Annotated in this window: 17 protein-coding genes; 12 read left to right on the forward strand and 5 right to left on the reverse strand. The window is 75.5% G+C overall.

Annotated elements, in window-relative coordinates:
* Window positions 1–4 precede the first annotated feature (4 nt).
* Entirely contained in the window at window positions 5–811 is an 807-nt protein-coding gene (locus tag D7M15_RS06120; protein WP_121516563.1) for a site-2 protease family protein, read from the forward strand.
* Between the two features lie 13 nt (window positions 812–824).
* On the opposite strand, the gene D7M15_RS06125 is transcribed toward D7M15_RS06120, so the two are convergent.
* Window positions 825–1,109 (reverse strand): hypothetical protein, encoded by a 285-nt coding sequence (locus tag D7M15_RS06125; protein ID WP_240649152.1) that lies wholly within the window; start codon window positions 1,107–1,109, stop codon window positions 825–827.
* 145 nt (window positions 1,110–1,254) lie between these two features.
* On the reverse strand, window positions 1,255–2,010 hold the full coding sequence (gene npdG / locus D7M15_RS06130; RefSeq protein WP_121516564.1) for an NADPH-dependent F420 reductase: 756 nt from the start codon (window positions 2,008–2,010) through the stop codon (window positions 1,255–1,257).
* Between the two features lie 127 nt (window positions 2,011–2,137).
* Here npdG and D7M15_RS06135 point away from each other — a divergent pair, with 127 nt between their 5' ends.
* Window positions 2,138–2,821, forward strand: coding sequence for a hypothetical protein (locus tag D7M15_RS06135; RefSeq protein ID WP_121520295.1), 684 nt, complete (start codon window positions 2,138–2,140; stop codon window positions 2,819–2,821).
* Between the two features lie 88 nt (window positions 2,822–2,909).
* Window positions 2,910–4,238 carry an MFS transporter gene (locus D7M15_RS06140; RefSeq protein ID WP_240649153.1) on the forward strand — a complete coding sequence of 443 codons (1,329 nt, stop codon included), beginning with the start codon at window positions 2,910–2,912 and terminating at the stop codon, window positions 4,236–4,238.
* Between the two features lie 56 nt (window positions 4,239–4,294).
* On the opposite strand, the gene D7M15_RS06145 is transcribed toward D7M15_RS06140, so the two are convergent.
* Window positions 4,295–4,543 (reverse strand): hypothetical protein, encoded by a 249-nt coding sequence (locus D7M15_RS06145; RefSeq protein WP_121520299.1) that lies wholly within the window; start codon window positions 4,541–4,543, stop codon window positions 4,295–4,297.
* Between the two features lie 51 nt (window positions 4,544–4,594).
* Here D7M15_RS06145 and map point away from each other — a divergent pair, with 51 nt between their 5' ends.
* The gene (gene map, locus D7M15_RS06150; RefSeq protein ID WP_121520301.1) at window positions 4,595–5,452 is read left to right on the forward strand and encodes a type I methionyl aminopeptidase; all 858 of its coding nucleotides are present in this window, start codon (window positions 4,595–4,597) and stop codon (window positions 5,450–5,452) included.
* Between the two features lie 203 nt (window positions 5,453–5,655).
* Window positions 5,656–6,399 (forward strand): biliverdin-producing heme oxygenase, encoded by a 744-nt coding sequence (locus D7M15_RS06155; RefSeq protein WP_121516565.1) that lies wholly within the window; start codon window positions 5,656–5,658, stop codon window positions 6,397–6,399.
* 166 nt (window positions 6,400–6,565) lie between these two features.
* On the opposite strand, the gene D7M15_RS06160 is transcribed toward D7M15_RS06155, so the two are convergent.
* Both D7M15_RS06160 and D7M15_RS06165 read right to left on the reverse strand, forming a co-directional pair.
* Window positions 6,566–8,215 carry an HtaA domain-containing protein gene (locus D7M15_RS06160; protein WP_121516566.1) on the reverse strand — a complete coding sequence of 550 codons (1,650 nt, stop codon included), beginning with the start codon at window positions 8,213–8,215 and terminating at the stop codon, window positions 6,566–6,568.
* Complete coding sequence (locus D7M15_RS06165) at window positions 8,212–9,780, reverse strand: HtaA domain-containing protein (protein WP_121516567.1); 1,569 nt, start codon at window positions 9,778–9,780, stop codon at window positions 8,212–8,214. Before D7M15_RS06165 ends, D7M15_RS06160 begins: the two co-directional genes overlap by 4 nt.
* A 103-nt stretch (window positions 9,781–9,883) precedes the next feature.
* On the opposite strand from D7M15_RS06165, the gene D7M15_RS06170 reads away from it, so the two are divergent.
* The 7 genes from D7M15_RS06170 to D7M15_RS06195 all read left to right on the forward strand — a co-directional run bounded on the left by D7M15_RS06170 (window position 9,884) and on the right by D7M15_RS06195 (window position 16,553).
* Window positions 9,884–10,972 carry an ABC transporter substrate-binding protein gene (locus tag D7M15_RS06170; protein ID WP_121516568.1) on the forward strand — a complete coding sequence of 363 codons (1,089 nt, stop codon included), beginning with the start codon at window positions 9,884–9,886 and terminating at the stop codon, window positions 10,970–10,972.
* 251 nt (window positions 10,973–11,223) lie between these two features.
* Window positions 11,224–12,291, forward strand: coding sequence for an iron ABC transporter permease (locus D7M15_RS06175; protein ID WP_240649586.1), 1,068 nt, complete (start codon window positions 11,224–11,226; stop codon window positions 12,289–12,291).
* 245 nt (window positions 12,292–12,536) lie between these two features.
* Window positions 12,537–13,337, forward strand: coding sequence for a heme ABC transporter ATP-binding protein (locus D7M15_RS06180; RefSeq protein ID WP_240649587.1), 801 nt, complete (start codon window positions 12,537–12,539; stop codon window positions 13,335–13,337).
* Window positions 13,338–13,498: 161 nt separating this feature from the next.
* The gene (locus D7M15_RS06185) at window positions 13,499–14,809 is read left to right on the forward strand and encodes a DUF418 domain-containing protein (protein WP_206337325.1); all 1,311 of its coding nucleotides are present in this window, start codon (window positions 13,499–13,501) and stop codon (window positions 14,807–14,809) included.
* A 260-nt stretch (window positions 14,810–15,069) separates the two neighbouring features.
* Window positions 15,070–15,204, forward strand: a complete 135-nt coding sequence (locus D7M15_RS29360) for a hypothetical protein (protein ID WP_276314437.1) — start codon at window positions 15,070–15,072, stop codon at window positions 15,202–15,204.
* The gene (locus tag D7M15_RS06190; protein WP_121516569.1) at window positions 15,201–15,398 is read left to right on the forward strand and encodes a hypothetical protein; all 198 of its coding nucleotides are present in this window, start codon (window positions 15,201–15,203) and stop codon (window positions 15,396–15,398) included. Before D7M15_RS29360 ends, D7M15_RS06190 begins: the two co-directional genes overlap by 4 nt.
* Before the next feature lie 189 nt (window positions 15,399–15,587).
* A complete protein-coding gene (locus D7M15_RS06195; RefSeq protein WP_121516570.1) occupies window positions 15,588–16,553 on the forward strand; it encodes an aldo/keto reductase in 966 nt (321 codons plus the stop codon).
* The last annotated feature ends 338 nt before the right edge of the window (window positions 16,554–16,891 follow it).

Consider the following 16,891-nt stretch of genomic DNA (forward strand, 5'->3'; position numbering starts at 1 on the left):
CGCCATGACCAGCGCCGCGTCCGTACACCGTGACCACCGTCGGCCCAGCCCCGTCTTCCTCGGCCTGGTCGCCGTCATGGGGCTGTCCGGATGGCTGGTCTGGTCCGAGCCCGCGTCGCTGACGGGGCTCGCGGTGTTCGTGTTCGTGGTGTCGGGCTGGATCGTCTCGCTCTGCCTGCACGAGTACGCGCACGCCCGTACGGCGCTGCACGGCGGTGACGTGTCGGTCGGCGCCAAGGGCTACCTGACGCTCAACCCCCTGAAGTACACCCACGCGCTGCTGTCCGTCGTCCTGCCGGTGATCTTCGTGATCATGGGCGGCATCGGGCTGCCGGGCGGCGCCGTCTTCATCGAACGCGGTCGGGTACGCGGCCGGTGGCGGCACAGCCTGATCTCCGCCGCGGGCCCGCTGACGAACATGCTGTTCGCCCTCGTCCTCACCGCCCCGTGGTGGCTGGACGCCGTGGACGGGGTGCCGGTGCCGTTCCGCTGCGCGCTGGCCTTCCTGGCGCTGCTCCAGGTGACGGCCGCGCTCCTCAACTCCCTGCCGGTGCCCGGCCTCGACGGCTACGGCGTACTGGAGCCGTGGCTGTCGCCCCGCGCGCGCGGCCAGGCGGAGCCGTTCGCGCCGTACGGGCTGCTGATCGTCTTCGGCTGCCTGTGGATCCCCGAGGTCAACGGGGTGTTCTGGGACGGCATCGACGCGGTGCTGCGGTCGCTGGGCGTCTCGGAGGCGGAGACGTACTTCGGGCTGGAGTTCTTCCGCTTCTGGTCGGGCGAGCCCGACCCGCTGTACGTGGGCCAGCCGTAGTACGTGGGCCCGATCAGCCCTGAGCGGCCGGACCGGCGGCGTTCTCGGCGGCGATGATGCGGTCCCGACGGGCGTAGTACCACGCCATGTTGGACGTCAGCCCGGCGAGCAGCACCCACACGACGCCGAGCCAGCTGCCGCGCGTGAACGCGACGACCGCCGCGACCGTCGCCAGCAGGCAGAGGACCGTGCTGTAGAGCGCGATCCCGCGCGGCACGCGCGGCAGCCGGGAACGCGCCGGGGACGGGGTCGGCGCGGCGGCGGGTCGGGCGGCGGGGTCGGGGGCCGGGGCGGTCATCGGTGCGGACTCCAGGTCGGCGGTGCGGGCGGGGGCGGGCGTACGGAGGTGGGCGTACGGCTGCCATTGTCGCCCCTCGCCCGCCCGCCCCGGTGGCCCGCCCCCGTGCGCGGCCCCGGGCGGCCACGCGCCGACCCCGCGCGGCTCAGACGTCGGTGAGGCGGACGCCCGCGTGCGCGCGGTAACGACGGTTCACCGAGATGAGGTTGGCGACCAGCGACTCGACCTGGTGCGCGTTGCGCAGCCGCCCGGCGTAGACGCCGCGCATACCGGGGATGCGGCCCGCGAGGGCCTGCACGATCTCGACGTCGTCCCGTACCTCGCCCAGCACCATGACGTCCGTCTCGATCTCCTCGACGGCGGGGTCCGCGAGCAGCACGGCCGACAGGTGGTGGAACGCGGCCGTCACGCGGGAGTCCGGCAGGAGCGCGGCGGCCTGCTCGGCGGCGCTGCCCTCCTCGGGCTTCAGCGCGTAGGCACCCTTCTTGTCGAAGCCGAGCGGGTTCACGCAGTCCACGACGAGCTTGCCCGCCAGGTCGTCGCGCAGCGCCTCCAGCGTCTTGGCGTGCCCGTCCCAGGGCACCGCCACGATGACCACGTCGGAACGGCGCGCGCACTCGGCGTTGTCGGCGCCCTCGACGCCCGCGCCGAGTTCGGCGGCGGCCTGCTCGGCGCGTTCGGCGGCGCGCGAGCCGATGACCACGCGCTGACCGGCCCTGGCCAGGCGGTAGGCGAGGCCGCGGCCCTGGTCGCCGGTGCCGCCGAGGACGCCGACGGTCAGCGCGGAGACGTCGGGCAGGTCCCAGGGGTCCTTGCGCGGCGCGGGCTTCGACCCGGCGGCGGGATCGGCGGAGGTGGCGGAGGTGGCGGCGGACGGGGCGGGGTCAGCGGGAGACGTCATACGAAGATCCTGCCAGCCCGTTCCGGACCCCGCCCTACCGGCCGGTAGTGAACGTCGTCACGGGCACCCCGGACCGTTCCGGCGGAACCGCCGCGCCGCACCCGTACCGTCCGGCATCATGCGCGCCATGGATGCCTTACGGGTCGCCCTGCTGCGCGAGGTCCTCGCCGGAACGGAGTGGTCGGAGTCCACGCGCCGCTTCGCCGCGTCGCTGCGCACGTCCGTGGCGCCGCGCGGACGCGGCGGGCTGCTGCTCGTCGGGAGCGAGCGGCACGAGCCGTGGCACCTGGCCGCGCACCTCGACGACGAGGCCGCCTGGTCGGGGCTGCCGGAGCTGTCGCCCACGCTCGTACGGCACCGGGTGCCGGAGTCCGCGCCCGCGCACCTGTCCGTCGGGCTGGGCCGCGTGGCGGCGGCGGGGCGGGGCGAGACGCTGCTCGTGGTGGCGGCGGAACCGCCGGGCGAGGGGCTGCTGGAACGCGTCCACGACGCGCGCCGCGCGGGGGCGACGGTGCTCGCCCTGGACGGCGGCGGGGACCGTACGGGCGGGGGCGCGGGCACGCGCGGTACGGGCGGGGGCGGCGCGGTCGAGTTGCGGGGGCTCGCGCACGACGCGCTGAGCGCCGACCCGGACGCGCTGGACCTGGACACCCTCCAGCACCTGGTGTGCGCGGCGGCCGGGGAGGAGTCGGCGGGGCCGTACGGGACGAACGCCGGGGCGGGCGGCCCCGCGAAGCGCGGGCGCGGCCTCCGCGACCGGCTGTCGCGGCTGGCGGACGGTCTGACGGCGCCGCCCCCGGCGCGCTGGTGACACCCGGCGGGGCGGGGGCGCGGGGCGCGTACGGCGCGCGCCGAAATCCCGTTGCCGCCCGCGAACGGCACGGGGACGATGACCCCTTGTGTCCCCCAAGCTGAGGGCGTTGCTGCCCGACCTCTCCCCCTGGCACGCCTCCCGGGACTTCCGTCTCATGTGGTGCGCCGGTGCCGTCACCGTGTTCGGCAGTTTCCTGACGTTCGTCGCCCTGCCCTTCCAGCTCAAGGAGTTGACGGGGTCGCCGGTCGCGGTCGGCGCGCTCGGCGCCGTGCAGTTGGTGCCGCTGGTCGTCTTCGGGCTGTACGGCGGGGCGCTCGCCGACGCCGTGGACAAGCGGAAGCTGATCCTCTGGAGCGAGATCGCGCTCGGCTTCTCCGCGCTGGGCCTGCTCGTCAACACCCTGCTGCCGTCGCCCATGGTCTGGCCGCTGTACGCGGCCGGCGCCCTGACCAGCGCGCTCGCCGGAATCCAGCAGCCCGCGCTCGACGCGATCGTGCCGCGCATCGTCGCCCACGACCAGCTGAGCGCCGCCGCCGCGCTGAACGCCCTGCGCTGGCAGATCGGCGGCGTCGTCGGCCCGGCGCTGGCCGGGCTGCTGATCGCGTACGCCGGGCTCGAAGTGGCGTACGCGCTCGACGCGTTCACCTTCGTGGTGTCCGTCTCGCTGGCGTGGGGCCTGCGCCCGTCGCCCGCCGCGCACGACGCGGAGAAGCCGTCGCTGAGCGGCATCCTGGCGGGCGCCCGTTACGCGTGGGGCCGGAAGGACCTGCTGGGCACGTACGCGATCGACCTGGCGGCCATGCTGTTCGCCTTCCCGCTCGCGCTGTTCCCGTTCCTCGCGGAACGGCTGGACGCCGAGTGGGCGCTCGGCCTGATGTACGCGACGCTGCCCTTCGGCTCCATGCTGGTGAGCGCGACCAGCGGCTGGACCCGGCGCGTGCACCGGCACGGCCGGATGGTCGCGCTCGCGGCGGTGGGCTGGGGCGCGTCGATGGCGCTGGCGGGGGCGATGGACGACATCTGGCTGGTGCTGCTGTTCCTGACCGTGTCGGGCTGCTTCGACATGGTGAGCGGCATCTTCCGTACGACGATGTGGAACCAGTCCGTGCCCGACGAGCTGCGCGGGCGCCTCGCCGGGATCGAGCTGCTGTCGTACTCGCTGGGCCCGCAGCTCGGGCAGGTGCGCTCGGGCGGTGTCGCGGCGCTGACGTCCGTACGGACGTCGGTGTGGAGCGGCGGGCTCGCGTGCGTCGCGGCGGCGGGGCTGCTGGCGGTGGCGCTGCCGAAGCTGATGTCGTACGACGCCCGTACGGACCCGCACGCGCGGGCGGTCGCGGAGCAGCGCCGGGCCGCGGCGGCGAAGGCCGGGGGCACGGGCGCCGGGACGGCCGAGGAGACGGCCGCCCCGGCCTGACGGGGCGGGGCGTGCGGTACGGCGCCCCGCCCCGGTGCCGGGGCGGGCTCACGGCGTCAGCGCCGCTCCTCCTCGTCGGCGTCCGCGTCGGCGGCGGGCGGCGCGTCGTTCCAGCGGGGGTCGTTCTCCCACTTCAGGTTCCGCTCGCGGGCCGACTCCATCGCGTGCGCGGCCTCCTCGCGGCTCGCGTACGGACCGAAGCGGTCCTTGCCCGGACAGTCCGGGCCCTCCTCGACCGTCTGGTGCTCCAGGCAGTAGAACCACTCACCCGGTCTGCCCGGTGTCTTGCGCTTGAAGAGTGCCATGCCCTCATGCTCCCGCAGGGCCGCTCCGGTGACCACAGCTACACTCGCGGCATGTCTGGCCAGTCTCTTCTCGTCCCCGGCACGCTCTCCCCGCAGCGTGACGTCCCCTCCTCGATCGCCCGCCCCGAGTACGTCGGCAAGCCCGCGCCCACCCCGTACACCGGGCCCGAGGTGCAGGACGACGAAACGATCGAGCGGATGCGCGTGGCGGGCCGTATCGCGGCGCGGGCCATGGAGGAGGCCGCCCGGCACATCGCGCCCGGCGTGACGACGGACGAGCTGGACGCGATCGCGCACACGTACATGTGCGACCACGGCGCGTACCCCTCGACCCTCGGCTACCGCGGTTTCCCCAAGTCCCTGTGCAGCTCGGTCAACGAGGTGATCTGCCACGGCATCCCCGACTCCACCGTGCTGCGCGACGGCGACATCGTGAACCTCGACGTGACCGCCTTCATCGGCGGCGTCCACGGCGACAACAACGCCACGTACCTGTGCGGCGACGTCGACGAGGAGTCGCGGCTGCTCGTCGAGCGCACCCGGGAGTCGCTGAACCGCGCGATCAAGGCGGTGCGCCCGGGGCGGCAGGTGAACGTGATCGGGCGGGTCATCGAGTCGTACGCCAAGCGCTTCGGCTACGGCGTCGTACGGGACTTCACCGGGCACGGCGTCAACTCGTCGTTCCACTCCGGGCTGATCATCCCGCACTACGACGACGAGCGGGCCACCACCGTGATGCGGCCCGGCATGACGTTCACCATCGAGCCGATGCTGACGCTGGGCACGTACGAGTGGGACATGTGGGAGGACGGCTGGACGGTCGTCACCAAGGACCGCAGGCGCACGGCGCAGTTCGAGCACACGCTCGTGGTCACGGAGTCGGGGGCGGAGATCCTCACCCTGCCGTGAGCCGGGGGCCGTTGGGCGGGCGCCGCGCGGAGTGCGGTGCGCGGGGCCGGAGTTGCCGGCGTGGTGGCCGGCAGGGTTGCCGACGGGGCGTCGGGAAGGCGTTGACTTAGGTAAACCTAAGTAGGAGGATCGGCGGTGCGCCGTTCCGCTCGTACGGCGTGCCCGACTCCCCTTTCCGCTTCGGCACCCACGGAGGCCCCGCGATGGCCGCGTCCGATGTCACGCCCGATGCCAGGTCCCACGCCCCGTCCGACGCCACCGCTCCGTCCGACGCGCCACGCGAAGCACCCGCCGGGGCGTCGGCGTTCTCCACGCTCATCCGCACCGCGTCGCGGCAGCAGCACGAGGAGGCGGAGACCTCCGCCTTCATGGGCGACCTGCTCGGGGGACGGCTCGGCGTGGCGGCCTACCGCCGCTACACCGAGCAACTGTGGTTCGTCTACGAGGCGTTGGAGTCCGCCGCCGAGGACCTGCGGGCGGACCCGGTCGCCGGGCCGTTCGTCCAGCCGGGGCTGTTCCGGCTGGCGGCGCTGCGGCGGGACCTGGACCACCTGCACGACGGCGCGGACTGGCGGGCGCGCGTACGGCCGTTGCCCGCCACCGAGGCGTACGCCGCGCGGATAGCCGAGCTGGCCGACGGCTGGCCCGGCGGATACGTGGCGCACCACTACACCCGCTACCTGGGCGACCTCTCCGGCGGCCAGATCATCCGCGGCACGGCGGAACGGACCTGGGGGTTCGCGCGCAAGGGCGACGGCGTGCGGTTCTACGTCTTCGAGGACATCGGCAACCCGGCGGCGTTCAAGCGCGCCTACCGGGAGCTGCTCGACGCGCTGCCCCTGGACGACCTGGAGAAGCAGCGGGTCGTGGAGGAGTGCAAGCGGGCGTTCGCGCTGAACACGGCGGTGTTCCGGGAGTTGGGCGAGGAGTTCCCGCTCAGCGCGTGAGCACGGCGTACGGCCCTACGGGCGCGTCCCCCGGGGCGCGCCCGTACGCGTGCGCGCAGCGCTGTGGCGGTACGCGCACGCGTGCCGTACGCGCCACGGGCCGCGGCCGTGTCCCCGCCCGGAGGGGGTCGGGGACACGGCCGCGGTGGTGCGGGGTCGACTCGCGTCAACTCCGCGCGACGCGGCGGCGGGTGGCGTAGGCCGCCGCCGCGCCGGTCAGGGCCAGGGCGCCCGCGGCGCCCAGCAGACCGGCGACCGGGGTGCCGGAGCCGGTGGACGCGAGGCTGCCCAGGTCGGTGCCGCCCACCGTGCCCGCCGGGCCGGACGAACCGCCGGTGGCGCCCGTACCGCCGTCGGACGCGTCCGACGAGCCGCCGGGACCGCCGGAGCCCGCGCCCGGCAGCCGCGCGCCCTCGTCCAGGGCGACGGAGACGGTGACCGGGTCGAGGGCGTCGCCCTCCTGGTAGAAGCCGCCGAACGCCTCGACGCCCTCCTTCGTCAGCGACGCGGGCAGCTTCGAGAGCGTGACGACGTCCTTCTCCGGCGTCAGGGCACCCTCGGGGACCTCGAGCGCGGCGACCGCCACGGCGTCGTACTCGCTGACCTCACCCGTCGTACGGTCCTTCGACGACACGTCGGCGACCAGCGAGCCCTTCGTGCCGTCGTTCTCCACGCGCAGCGCGGAGAACTTCAGGTCGAGGGCGTACGCGTCGTCCTCCTTGTGCGCGAGGAAGCGGACCGCCCCGTCGAAGTCGGCGCCGAGCGTGGCCGCTTCGGTGTCGAGGTCGCCGCTGCCGCCCGCGAAGCGGTAGCCGTCGCCGTTGTCGCGCGCGCCGCCCGACAGGTCGATCCTCCCGCCGCCGATGGGGCCGGTGACGTACGAGCGGAAGGACTTCTTCACGCCCCAGTCGAGGGTGCCGTCGACGACCGTGCCGTCGGCGGCGGGCTCGCCGGAGCCGGTGCCGGGGCCGGACGCGGGGTCGGCGGAGCCCGTACCGGAGTCCCCGCCGGACGTGCCGGTGGTGCCCGTGGTGCCCGTGGTGCCGGACGTTCCGGTGGTGCCCGTGCCCGAAGTGCCGTTGGTGCCGGAGCCGTTCGCGCCGTTCCCGCTGTCGCCTCCGGTACCGCCGCCGCCCGTGCCCCCCGTGCCGCCGGGCTGGGTGCCGCCCGCCGCCGGGGTCACGGCGAGGGTGGCGGAGTCGAGGGCTTCGCCCCCCTCGTAGAACCCGTTGAACGCCTCCGCGCCCTCGGCGGTCAGCGTCGCGGGCACGTCCGCGAAGGTCATCCCGCCACCGTCGCCGTGCCCGGGCTCGACGGCGCCGAGGTCCAGCGAGGCCACCTCGACGTCGTCGCGCGTGGTGCCGCCGGAGCTGACGTCCGCCGTGATCGCGCCCGCCACCCCGTCGTCCGAGGTCACCTTCAGGTCCGCGAAGGTCAGGTCCAACTGCCCGCCGTGCGCGGCGAAGTGGACGCTGCCCTGGAACGCGACGTCCACGCCGTGGCTGCCCTGGTCGTACGAGCCGGTGCCGTCGGTGAAGCGGAAGGTGCCGTCGGCGTTCAACGCTGCGCCGTCTCCGACGGTGATCTCGCCGCCGCCGATCGGGCCCGTGACGTAGTCCCGGAACGACTTCTTGACCCCCCAGTCCAGGGTGCCGTCGGTCAGGTCGATCGCGGCGGGCGCCCGCTCGCCCGTACGGTCGCGGGCCGCGCCGTCGGCGGCGGTCGCGGGCAGGGTGAGGAACGCGGTCGCGGCGAGGACGGTGGCGGTGGCCGCGGCGAGCGCCGTGCCGGGTCTGGTGAGGCCGTTGGGGGTCATTCGGGCTGATGCTCCTCGGAGTCGGCGGCCGGGTCGGCCGTACGGGTCGGGTCGGGTGTGCCGGGCGACGCGCCCGCCGGGTCGGCGGCCACGGCGCGGTCGGGAAGGTCGGCGGGGTCGGCGGGGTCGGCAGGGGGTGCGGGCGCCGGGGCGGCGGCGGACCGGGCGCGCCGGTACCAGAACGCGCCGCCGAGCAGCGCCAGCGAGCCCGCCGCGAGCCCCACCGGCAGCGCCGTGGAGGACGCGGAGGAGCCGGAGTCGGCGTCCGTTGCCTCGTCCGTACGGGCCGACGCGGACGCGGTGGGCGCGGCGGACGGTGCCGTGGCGGCGTCGCTGCCGAGGTCGGGCAGGGCGGGCAGTTCGGCGTCCCGGGTGAGCGCGACCGCGAGGGACACGGGCGCCATGCCGGTGCCCTTCCGGTAGACGCCGCCGAAGAACTCGGCGCCCTCGGCGGTCAGTTCGGCCGGTGCCTCGGTGACGCGCAGCAGGCCGTCCGCCATGTCGCGAGCGGCGTCACCGCCCGCCGTCAGCGCCTTCACCGGGAAGGTCACCAGCGGCGTACCGTCCGCGGAGAGCGTGCCGCGCCCGTCCCGCACCCGTACGGACACGCCGTCGAGCGCCGTGTCGAGGTGCTCGCCGGTGAAGCGGACGGTGCCGTCGAACTCCGCGTCGAGTTCGCCCTTGGCCAGGTCGTAGCGGCCCTCGCCGGAGGGGAAGCGGTAGACGGCGCCGCCGTCGCGCGCCCCGCCCGACAGCTGCCAGCGGCCCTTGGCGACGGGCCCGGTGACGTACTCGCGGAAGGTGCGCCGTACGCCCCAGTCGACGGCCGCGTCAGCGAACTCCCCGCGTACGGCGGCCTGTCGGGGCGGCGCGGAGGACGCGTCGCGGTCACCGCCCTCGCCCCCGTCGCCGCCGTCGTCACCGCCGCCACCCCCGGCCCGTACGTCGACGGACAGGCTGACCGGGTCGAGCGGGGTGCCCGCCGGGTAGTAGCCCGCGAACGACTTCGCGCCCTCGGCGGTGAGCGTCGCGGGTACGCCCGTGAGCGCGACCGGCGAGCCGCCGCCGCGCATCTCCACGCCGGACAGGTCGAGGGACGCGAGCGGCACCTGGCTGCTGACGGTCACCTTCCCGGAGCCCTTCGCCTTGCTGCGCAGGTCGGCGTGGAGCGCACCCGAACCGCCGCCGGAGACACGGACGGTGGGGTTGCTGATCGTCAGGTCCAGCTCGTGCCCGCCGTCCGCCGTCGGGTGCCCGGTGAAGCGCACGCCGCCGCGGAAGCCCGCCCGGAACGTGCCGTCCCCGGGGTCGTACGCGCCGGTGGCGGAGTGGAAGCGGAACTGGCTCTCGCCGACGGTCCCCGCGCCCCCGCTCAGCTCCCAACCGCCCTCGGCGATCGGGCCGGTGACGTACTGCTGGAAGGACGCCTTGACGCCCCAGTCGAGCCGCCCGCCCGCTACCGTACGGTCCGCCGCCCGGGCGTCGTCGGCCGGGAGCAGCACGGCGGCGAGCGCCGCCAACGGCAGTACGGCGGCGAGCGCACGGAGGGTTCTGGACGCGGGCACGACGGATCTCCTCGGGCAGACCGGGACTGGCAATGAAGGTAAGGCTAACCTAAGCTAACTCCGACCCCGTCTGGAACCCCTCACCCCCGGAAGGCAGTGCGCCGTGCGTCAACCTCCCCGAGCCACGGGCGCGTTGGCCGCCCTGCTCGCCTCCGTCCTCGTACTCGCCGGATGCGGCGGCACGGACGGCGGGGACGCGGACGGCGAGCCCGCCCGCGCGAAGGCGTCCGCCGCACCCGACCGGATCGAGCCGCTGGCGGGCCCGGCGCCCGCACCCCGGCTCCCGGCGACGGTCGCCCCGGACGAGGGCGAGGCGGACGGCGCGGGGGACGGCGGCGGGAAGGTGACCGTACGGAGCGCCGCCCGCGTCGTACCGCTCTCCGGCTCCCTCTCCGAGATCGTCTTCTCCCTCGGCCTGGGGGAACGGGTGGTGGCCCGCGACGTCTCCGCCACCTTCGAACAGGCCGCCGACCTCCCGCTGGTGACGCGCGGCCACGACGTCTCCGCCGAGGGCGTCCTCGCGCTCAAGCCGACGCTCGTACTGGCCGAGACGACCACCGGCCCCGCCGAGGCCGTACGCCAGATACGGGACGCTGGCGTGCCCGTCGTCGTGACCGACACGGCGCGGGAGCTGGACGACGTCGGCTCCCGCATCGACCGGGTCGCGACCGCCCTCGGCGTGCCCGACGCGGGCGACGCGCTGCGCGAGCGCAGCGAACGGCGGATCGCGAAGGTCCGCGCGGACGTCCCCGACGGCGGGGGTGGCGGGAAGGGGAGCGACGGGAAGGGCGGCGGTGGGAAGGGTGACCGGCCGCGCGTCGCGTTCCTGTACCTGCGCGGGACCGCCTCCGTGTACCTTCTCGGCGGCGCCGAGTCGGGCGCGGGCTCGCTCATCGAGGCCGCGGGCGGCGTCGACGCGGGCGCGGAGTCCGGGCTGCGCAAGGACTTCACGGCCCTCACCAGCGAGGCCCTGGTGAAGGCGGCGCCCGACGTGATCCTGGTGATGACGAAGGGACTCGAATCGGTGGGCGGCGTCGACGGGTTGGTCGAGATCCCGGGCATCGCGCAGACCCCGGCGGGCATGGACCGGCGGGTCGCGAGCGTCGACGACGGCGTGCTGCTGAGCTACGGTCCGCGTACGGACGAGGTGCTGCGCTCCCTGGTGCGGCAGATCCACGAGGGTGCCCGGTGACGACGGAACCACGCGCCCCCGCCGGGCGCGAGCGGCAGGACGGCCCGGCCCGGCCCACGGGGCGGGGCGGGGCGGACGAACGGGACCGGGAGGACGCGCCGGACCCGGCGGGTGAACGGGAGTCGGCGGGTGAACCGGACCGGTCGACCGGCCCGGAGCGGCCCGCCGTGCCGGAGCAGCGCACCGTACCGGAGCGGTCCGCCGCGCCCGACGTGTACGCCGTACGGGACACGGCACCCGTACCCGAGGCGCTGCCGCCCCGCGCGAAGGCGCCGTCCCTCCCCCGTACCCGCCGCACCCCCGCGGCCGTACTGACCGTCGCGCTCGTCGTCGCGCTCGCCGTGCTCACGCTCGTGTCCGTCGGCAGCGGCGCGTACGCGATCCCGCTCACCGACGTGCTCGACTCCCTCCTCCACCGGGCCGGGCTCGGCGGGGCGCCGCTGGACCGGGTCGGGGAGAGCGTCCTGTGGGACGTACGCCTCCCGCGCGTCGTCCTCGGCGCGCTCGTCGGGGCGTCGTTGGGCTGCGCGGGCGCGCTCATGCAGGGCATGTTCGGCAACCCGCTCGCGGAGCCGGGCGTCATCGGCATCTCGTCGGGCGCGGCCGTCGGCGCCGTCGCGTCGATCGCGCTGGGGCTGTCGTTCCTCGGGGACTGGACGGTGGCGGCGTGCGCGTTCACCTCGGGGCTGGCCACGGTGCTGGTGGTGTACGTGCTGTCGCGGTCCGGCGGCCGTACGGAGGTCGTGACGCTGATCCTCACCGGCATCGCCGTGAACGCGTTCGCGGGCGCCCTCATCGGCCTCTTCCTCTTCTTCGCGGACAACGCCGCGCTCACCCAGATCACGTTCTGGCAGCTCGGCTCGCTCGCGCAGGCCACCTGGCCGAAGGTGCTCGCGGTGCTGCCGTGCGCGCTGATCGGGCTGCTGCTGGCACCCCGGTACGCGCGGCGGCTGGACCTGCTCGCGCTCGGCGAGCGGCCCGCGCGCCATCTCGGCGTGGACGTCGAACGGTTGCGGCTCGCGCTCGTGCTGGTGGTCGCGCTGCTCACGGCGGCGGCCGTGGCGGTGGCGGGCGTCATCACGTTCGTCGGACTGCTGGTCCCGCACCTGCTGCGGATGGCCGCGGGCCCGGGGCACCGCTTCCTGGTGCCGGGCAGCGCGCTCGGCGGCGCGGTGGTGCTGGTGGCGGCGGACCTCACGGCCCGTACGGCCGTGGCGCCCGCCGAACTGCCGCTGGGCGTACTGACGGCGCTGATCGGCTCGCCGTTCTTCTTCTGGCTGCTGCGCAGGACGCGGCGGCGGCAGGGTGGTTGGGCGTGAACGGACAGCAGGGGCACCACGGACACCGGGGGCAGGACCAGCACGGCCCGCACGGGCCGCGGGCGCGGGGGCGGCAGCCGTACGGGAAGCGGGTGCGCGGGCGGCCCCCCGTGCGCGACGGCGCCCCCGACGGGCCCGGCGCCGACGCGGGTACGGGCACGGGCGGCCCGCGCCCGCGCCGTACCCGGTGGCTGCCCTCCGTCCGCGCCTGGGCCCGGCAGGGCGCGGCGCCGCCGGAGCCGCCGGTGGCGGCCCGTGCGGGGAGCACCGTCGCCTCGGCGCACGGGCTGACCGTGCGGCACGGCGACCGGACGGTGCTGCACGGTGTCGAACTGTCCCTCGCGGCGGGCGAGTTGCTCGCCCTCGTCGGCCCGAACGGCGCGGGCAAGTCCACCCTGCTGGCCGCCCTCGCCGGTGACCTCGCGCCCGACGCGGGCGAGGCGCGCCTCGGCGACCGCCGCTGCCTGGACTGGCCCGCACCCGAACTGGCCCTGCGCCGCGCCGTGTTGCCGCAGTCGGCGGAGCTGGCGTTCCCGTTCACCGTCGAGGAGGTCGTACGGATGGGGCGGGCTCCGTGGGCCGGTACGGACGCGGAGGACGAGGACGCGGAGGCCGTCGCGGAGGCCATGGCGGACACGGAGGTCGGGGAGTTCGCGGGGCGCCCGTTCTCCTCCCTCTCCGGCGGCGAACGCGCCCGCGTCGCGCTCGCCCGCGTCCTCGCGCAGCGCGCCCCCGTACTGCTGCTGGACGAGCCGACCGCCGCCCTCGACCTGCGGCACCAGGAACTGGTGCTGCGCCTGTGCCGGGAGCGGGCCGCCGAGGGCACGGCGGTGGCGGTGGTCCTGCACGACCTGGGGCTGGCGGCGGCGTACGCGGACCGGGCGGCGGTCCTCGACGGTGGCCGCGTGGCGCTGGACGGGCCGCCGGACGAGGTGTTCACGGCGGAGGCGCTGTCGCGGATCTACCAGCAGCCGGTGGAGGTCGTCCGCCACCCGCGCACGGCCGCCCGCCTGGTCCTGCCGGTCCGCGACCGGCGGGACGGCTGAGGAGGCGACGGGCGGGGACGGGCCGGGTGGGAGCGCCGCGACCTTCGGGGCGCGGGCGGTACGAAAGGTGGAGTGCGGGGGCCCGGCTTCGACTTCCGGCGGAGCGCGGTCGATACCGGCGCCCGATATCCCCTGGTGAGCGCCGTACCTAGGGTCCGGACATGCCCGACTCCCCCACTCCCGCGCCCCGTTCACCCGCGTCACCGACGGTCGCGCGCGGCCCCGTACGGCCCGGCGAGCGCGCCCTCGCGCCCGACCTCGCGCGGGGCGCGATGCTGCTGCTGATCGTCCTGTCCAACACCGGCTTCCACCTGTGGGCCGCGCGGCACGGCGCGTCCGGCTGGCAGCCCGTGGACGGTTCGGCGGTGGACCGGGCCGTGCAGTTCGCCATGATCGCGACGCTGGACCTGCGCACGTACCCCCTGTTCGCGTTCCTCTTCGGCTACGGCATGATGCGCCTCCACCAGCGCCAGACGGAGGCGGGCGCCTCCCCGCGCGCCGGGGTCGCGCTGCTGCGCAGGCGCAGTCTGTGGCTGGTCGCGTTCGGGTCGGTGCACGCGTTCCTGCTGATGGCGGGTGACATCACCGGCTGCTACGGGGTGGCGAGCCTGCTGCTGGGCTGGCTGTTCGTACGCCGTGGCGACCGCGTGCTGCTGCTCGCGGCGGGCGGGGCGCTGGCGCTGCTGTTCCTCACCTCCACGCTGCCCGCCCTCGTCGAGGTGCTGGCCGGCGAGCTGGGCCGGTCCGGCGACGCGCCGTCGGAGCCGACGACCGAGGTGTACGCGTCGGGCGAGCCCGACCGGCTCGCCGCGGCCGGGACGCGGATGGCGACCTGGGCGTTCGTCACGCTCGGCGGCGGCCTGCTGGGCTTCGGCGGGCACGCCATGATGCTGCTGGGGTGCTGGGCGGCACGGCGCCGCGTACTGGAACGGCCGTCCGCGCACCTGCCGTTGCTCCGCCGTACGGCCGTCGCGGGCGTCGCCGTGGGCTGGTCGGGCGGGCTGCCGTCGGCGCTGGGGCACGTCGGCGCGTGGCACGTGCCCGCCGACGCCATGGCGGAGGGCGGCGCGCTGCCCGCGCTGCACGAGGCGACGGGGCTGGGGGCGGGGCTCGGGTACGTGGCGCTGTTCGCGCTGTTCGCGCACCGGGTGGCCGTACGGGCGGAGCACGCGCGGGCGGCGGGTGCGGGAGCGGCCGGCGGGCCGGGGCGGGTGGTGCGCGCGGTGGCGGCGCTGGGCAAGCGCTCGCTGTCGGGCTACCTGGCGCACTCGCTGCTGTTCGCGCCGGTGCTCGCCGCCTGGGGTCTCGGGCTCGGGCGGCATCTCTCCAGCGCGACGATGGCGGCGTACGCGTGCGGGGTGTGGCTGGTGACCGTCGTGGCCGCCGACGCGTGCGAACGGGCGGGGCTGCCGGGGCCCGCCGAGACGGTGCTGCGGCGGCTCGTCTACCGCCGTTCCGCGCGCGGGGGTTGAGGGGCGCGCGAGTGGTGGTCGGCGGGGCGTGCGGAGCGCCGTCACCCGCGCCTCCGACTCACCCTCCGTGATGCTCACCGGAATGGTTCCGTCATGTGCAACACCCCAGCTCGGCACGGCGCTGTAGAGCTGTACGCGTATTCCAACCGCCGCGTCCGCGGCGGCCCGTGGGGGTTCCCCGACCGCCGCGCGCCGCGCGGGTCCGGGACCGGGCGGCACCGCCGGTCCCGGGCGCGGCCGGGACAGCGAGGAGCCCGACGATGCAGGTTTCCGGCCAGCACCCCGTACCCGCGCGGCGGCGCCGCTCCGCCCGCCGCGCCGACGACCCCGATCCACGCGCCGCCCGCGCCACCGACACCCACCGCGGCGACGGACGGCGGGAGGCCACGGCATGAGCGAGGCACTGGAGTTGCGGCTGTGCCGGTGGTGCGGACGGCTGACCGTACCGGAGCGCGCCCGGACCGGCACGGAGTGCGTGTACGTGTGCGGCACCTGCCGCAAGCGCGGCGCGACCGAGCAGCTGGCGCCGCCACCGCGTACGTGCGTCGCGCACCCGGCACACCCGGCACACTCCACGCGGACCCACTGACCCACCGACCCACCGACCCACCGACCCGCCGACCCGCCGACCCGCCGACCACGGCGGACCCCGTCCACACGACGCCAACCGACACCGACCCGACGCCAACTCGACGTCACGGGTGGTCACTTCACGTCACCAGCAGTCGCTTCGCGCCAGGAGTGTGCGACGGGCGCGGCGCGCTGCGATCCTGGCGCGATGAGGGCAGACGCACGCGTGCCGCTCGGCCGTACCGGCCTCTCCGTGACCCGGCTGGGCCTCGGACTCGCCTCGATCGGCGGCCTGTTCACGCCCGTGTCCGAGGAGCGGGCGCGCGCGACCGTCGACCGCGCGTGGGAGTGCGGCCTGCGCTTCTTCGACACGGCGCCGGTCTACGGCTACGGCCGCTCCGAGTCCCGTACGGGCCGCGCGCTGCGGACCCGGCCGCGCGCCGAGTACGTGCTGTGCACGAAGGTCGGCCGCCTCATCGAGCCCGGCGGCCCCGACACGCAGCCGGTGTGGGCCGATCCCCCGCCGGGTCTCGGGCCGCGCCGCGACCACTCGTACGGCGCCGTGCTGCGCTCCGTCACGGAGAGCCTGGACCGGCTGGGTCTGGACCGGGTCGACGTGCTGCACGTGCACGACCCCGACGAGGACTACCCCACCGCCCTGACCGGCGCCTACCCCGCGCTGGCCGAGCTGCGCGAGCGCGGCGCCGTACGGGCGGTGTCCCTCGGCGTCAACCACGCCGACGTCGCCGCCCGCTTCCTGCGCGACGCCCCGGCGCCGGGCCCCGACTGCGTGCTCCTGGCCGGGCGTTACGGGCTGCTGGACCAGTCGGGGCTCACCGAGCTGCTGCCCCTCTGCCTGGAGCGCGGCGTCTCCGTCATCGCGGCGGGCGTCTTCCAGGGCGGGCTGCTGACGCGTACGGACAGCGACGACCCGCGCGTGCGCGCGCTGCGCGAGGTGTGCGCGCGGTACGGGGTGTCGCCGCTCGCCGCCGCGCTCCAGTTCCCGCTGGCGCACCCGGCGGTGGACACGGCGCTCGTCGGCGCCCGTACACCCGGTGAAGTGACGGCGGCCGTGGGGCACTTGGAGAACTCCGTACCCACCGCGCTGTGGGCCGCGCTGAAATCCGAAGGGCTGCTCCCGAGCGACGCGCCGACTCCGGCTCCGGACGCCTGAGACGGAGCGTGGTGACGCCGGAAAAGGCTCCGTAAAACCTCACCGTACGGAAAGGGCTTACGGGCAACGCACCGTGACGACCTGCGTGTTCGCTCAGGAACGGCTCGAAAACGCCCCAACCTTCCACAACAAGATGGACATCACAGAGAATCTTGAACAAACATCGACCGAATCCCTTACGTATGACTTATGGTCGCTGGCACACGCGGACGCCGGGCTTGGGGAGGCTCCGTGCGCGTACCGGGGTTGGAGCTTCAGGGGGGTTCGGGTTCATGCGGCGTGACGCCATTTTCCTGTCCGGAGGACCCGGTCGCCCCGGACAGCCGGAACGGGCCCGG

It is taken from the genome of Streptomyces sp. Z26, assembly GCF_003665095.1.
Lineage (GTDB): Bacteria > Actinomycetota > Actinomycetes > Streptomycetales > Streptomycetaceae > Streptomyces > Streptomyces phytohabitans.

Coding starts and splice junctions, on each gene's coding strand:
- D7M15_RS06120 (WP_121516563.1), top strand. CDS start 5: ATGACCAGCGCCGCGTCCGTACACCGTGACCACCGTCGGCCCAGCCCC.
- D7M15_RS06125 (WP_240649152.1), bottom strand. CDS start 1,109: ATGACCGCCCCGGCCCCCGACCCCGCCGCCCGACCCGCCGCCGCGCCG.
- npdG (WP_121516564.1), bottom strand. CDS start 2,010: ATGACGTCTCCCGCTGACCCCGCCCCGTCCGCCGCCACCTCCGCCACC.
- D7M15_RS06135 (WP_121520295.1), top strand. CDS start 2,138: ATGGATGCCTTACGGGTCGCCCTGCTGCGCGAGGTCCTCGCCGGAACG.
- D7M15_RS06145 (WP_121520299.1), bottom strand. CDS start 4,543: ATGGCACTCTTCAAGCGCAAGACACCGGGCAGACCGGGTGAGTGGTTC.
- map (WP_121520301.1), top strand. CDS start 4,595: ATGTCTGGCCAGTCTCTTCTCGTCCCCGGCACGCTCTCCCCGCAGCGT.
- D7M15_RS06155 (WP_121516565.1), top strand. CDS start 5,656: ATGGCCGCGTCCGATGTCACGCCCGATGCCAGGTCCCACGCCCCGTCC.
- D7M15_RS06160 (WP_121516566.1), bottom strand. CDS start 8,215: ATGACCCCCAACGGCCTCACCAGACCCGGCACGGCGCTCGCCGCGGCC.
- D7M15_RS06185 (WP_206337325.1), top strand. CDS start 13,499: ATGCCCGACTCCCCCACTCCCGCGCCCCGTTCACCCGCGTCACCGACG.
- D7M15_RS29360 (WP_276314437.1), top strand. CDS start 15,070: ATGCAGGTTTCCGGCCAGCACCCCGTACCCGCGCGGCGGCGCCGCTCC.
- D7M15_RS06190 (WP_121516569.1), top strand. CDS start 15,201: ATGAGCGAGGCACTGGAGTTGCGGCTGTGCCGGTGGTGCGGACGGCTG.
- D7M15_RS06195 (WP_121516570.1), top strand. CDS start 15,588: ATGAGGGCAGACGCACGCGTGCCGCTCGGCCGTACCGGCCTCTCCGTG.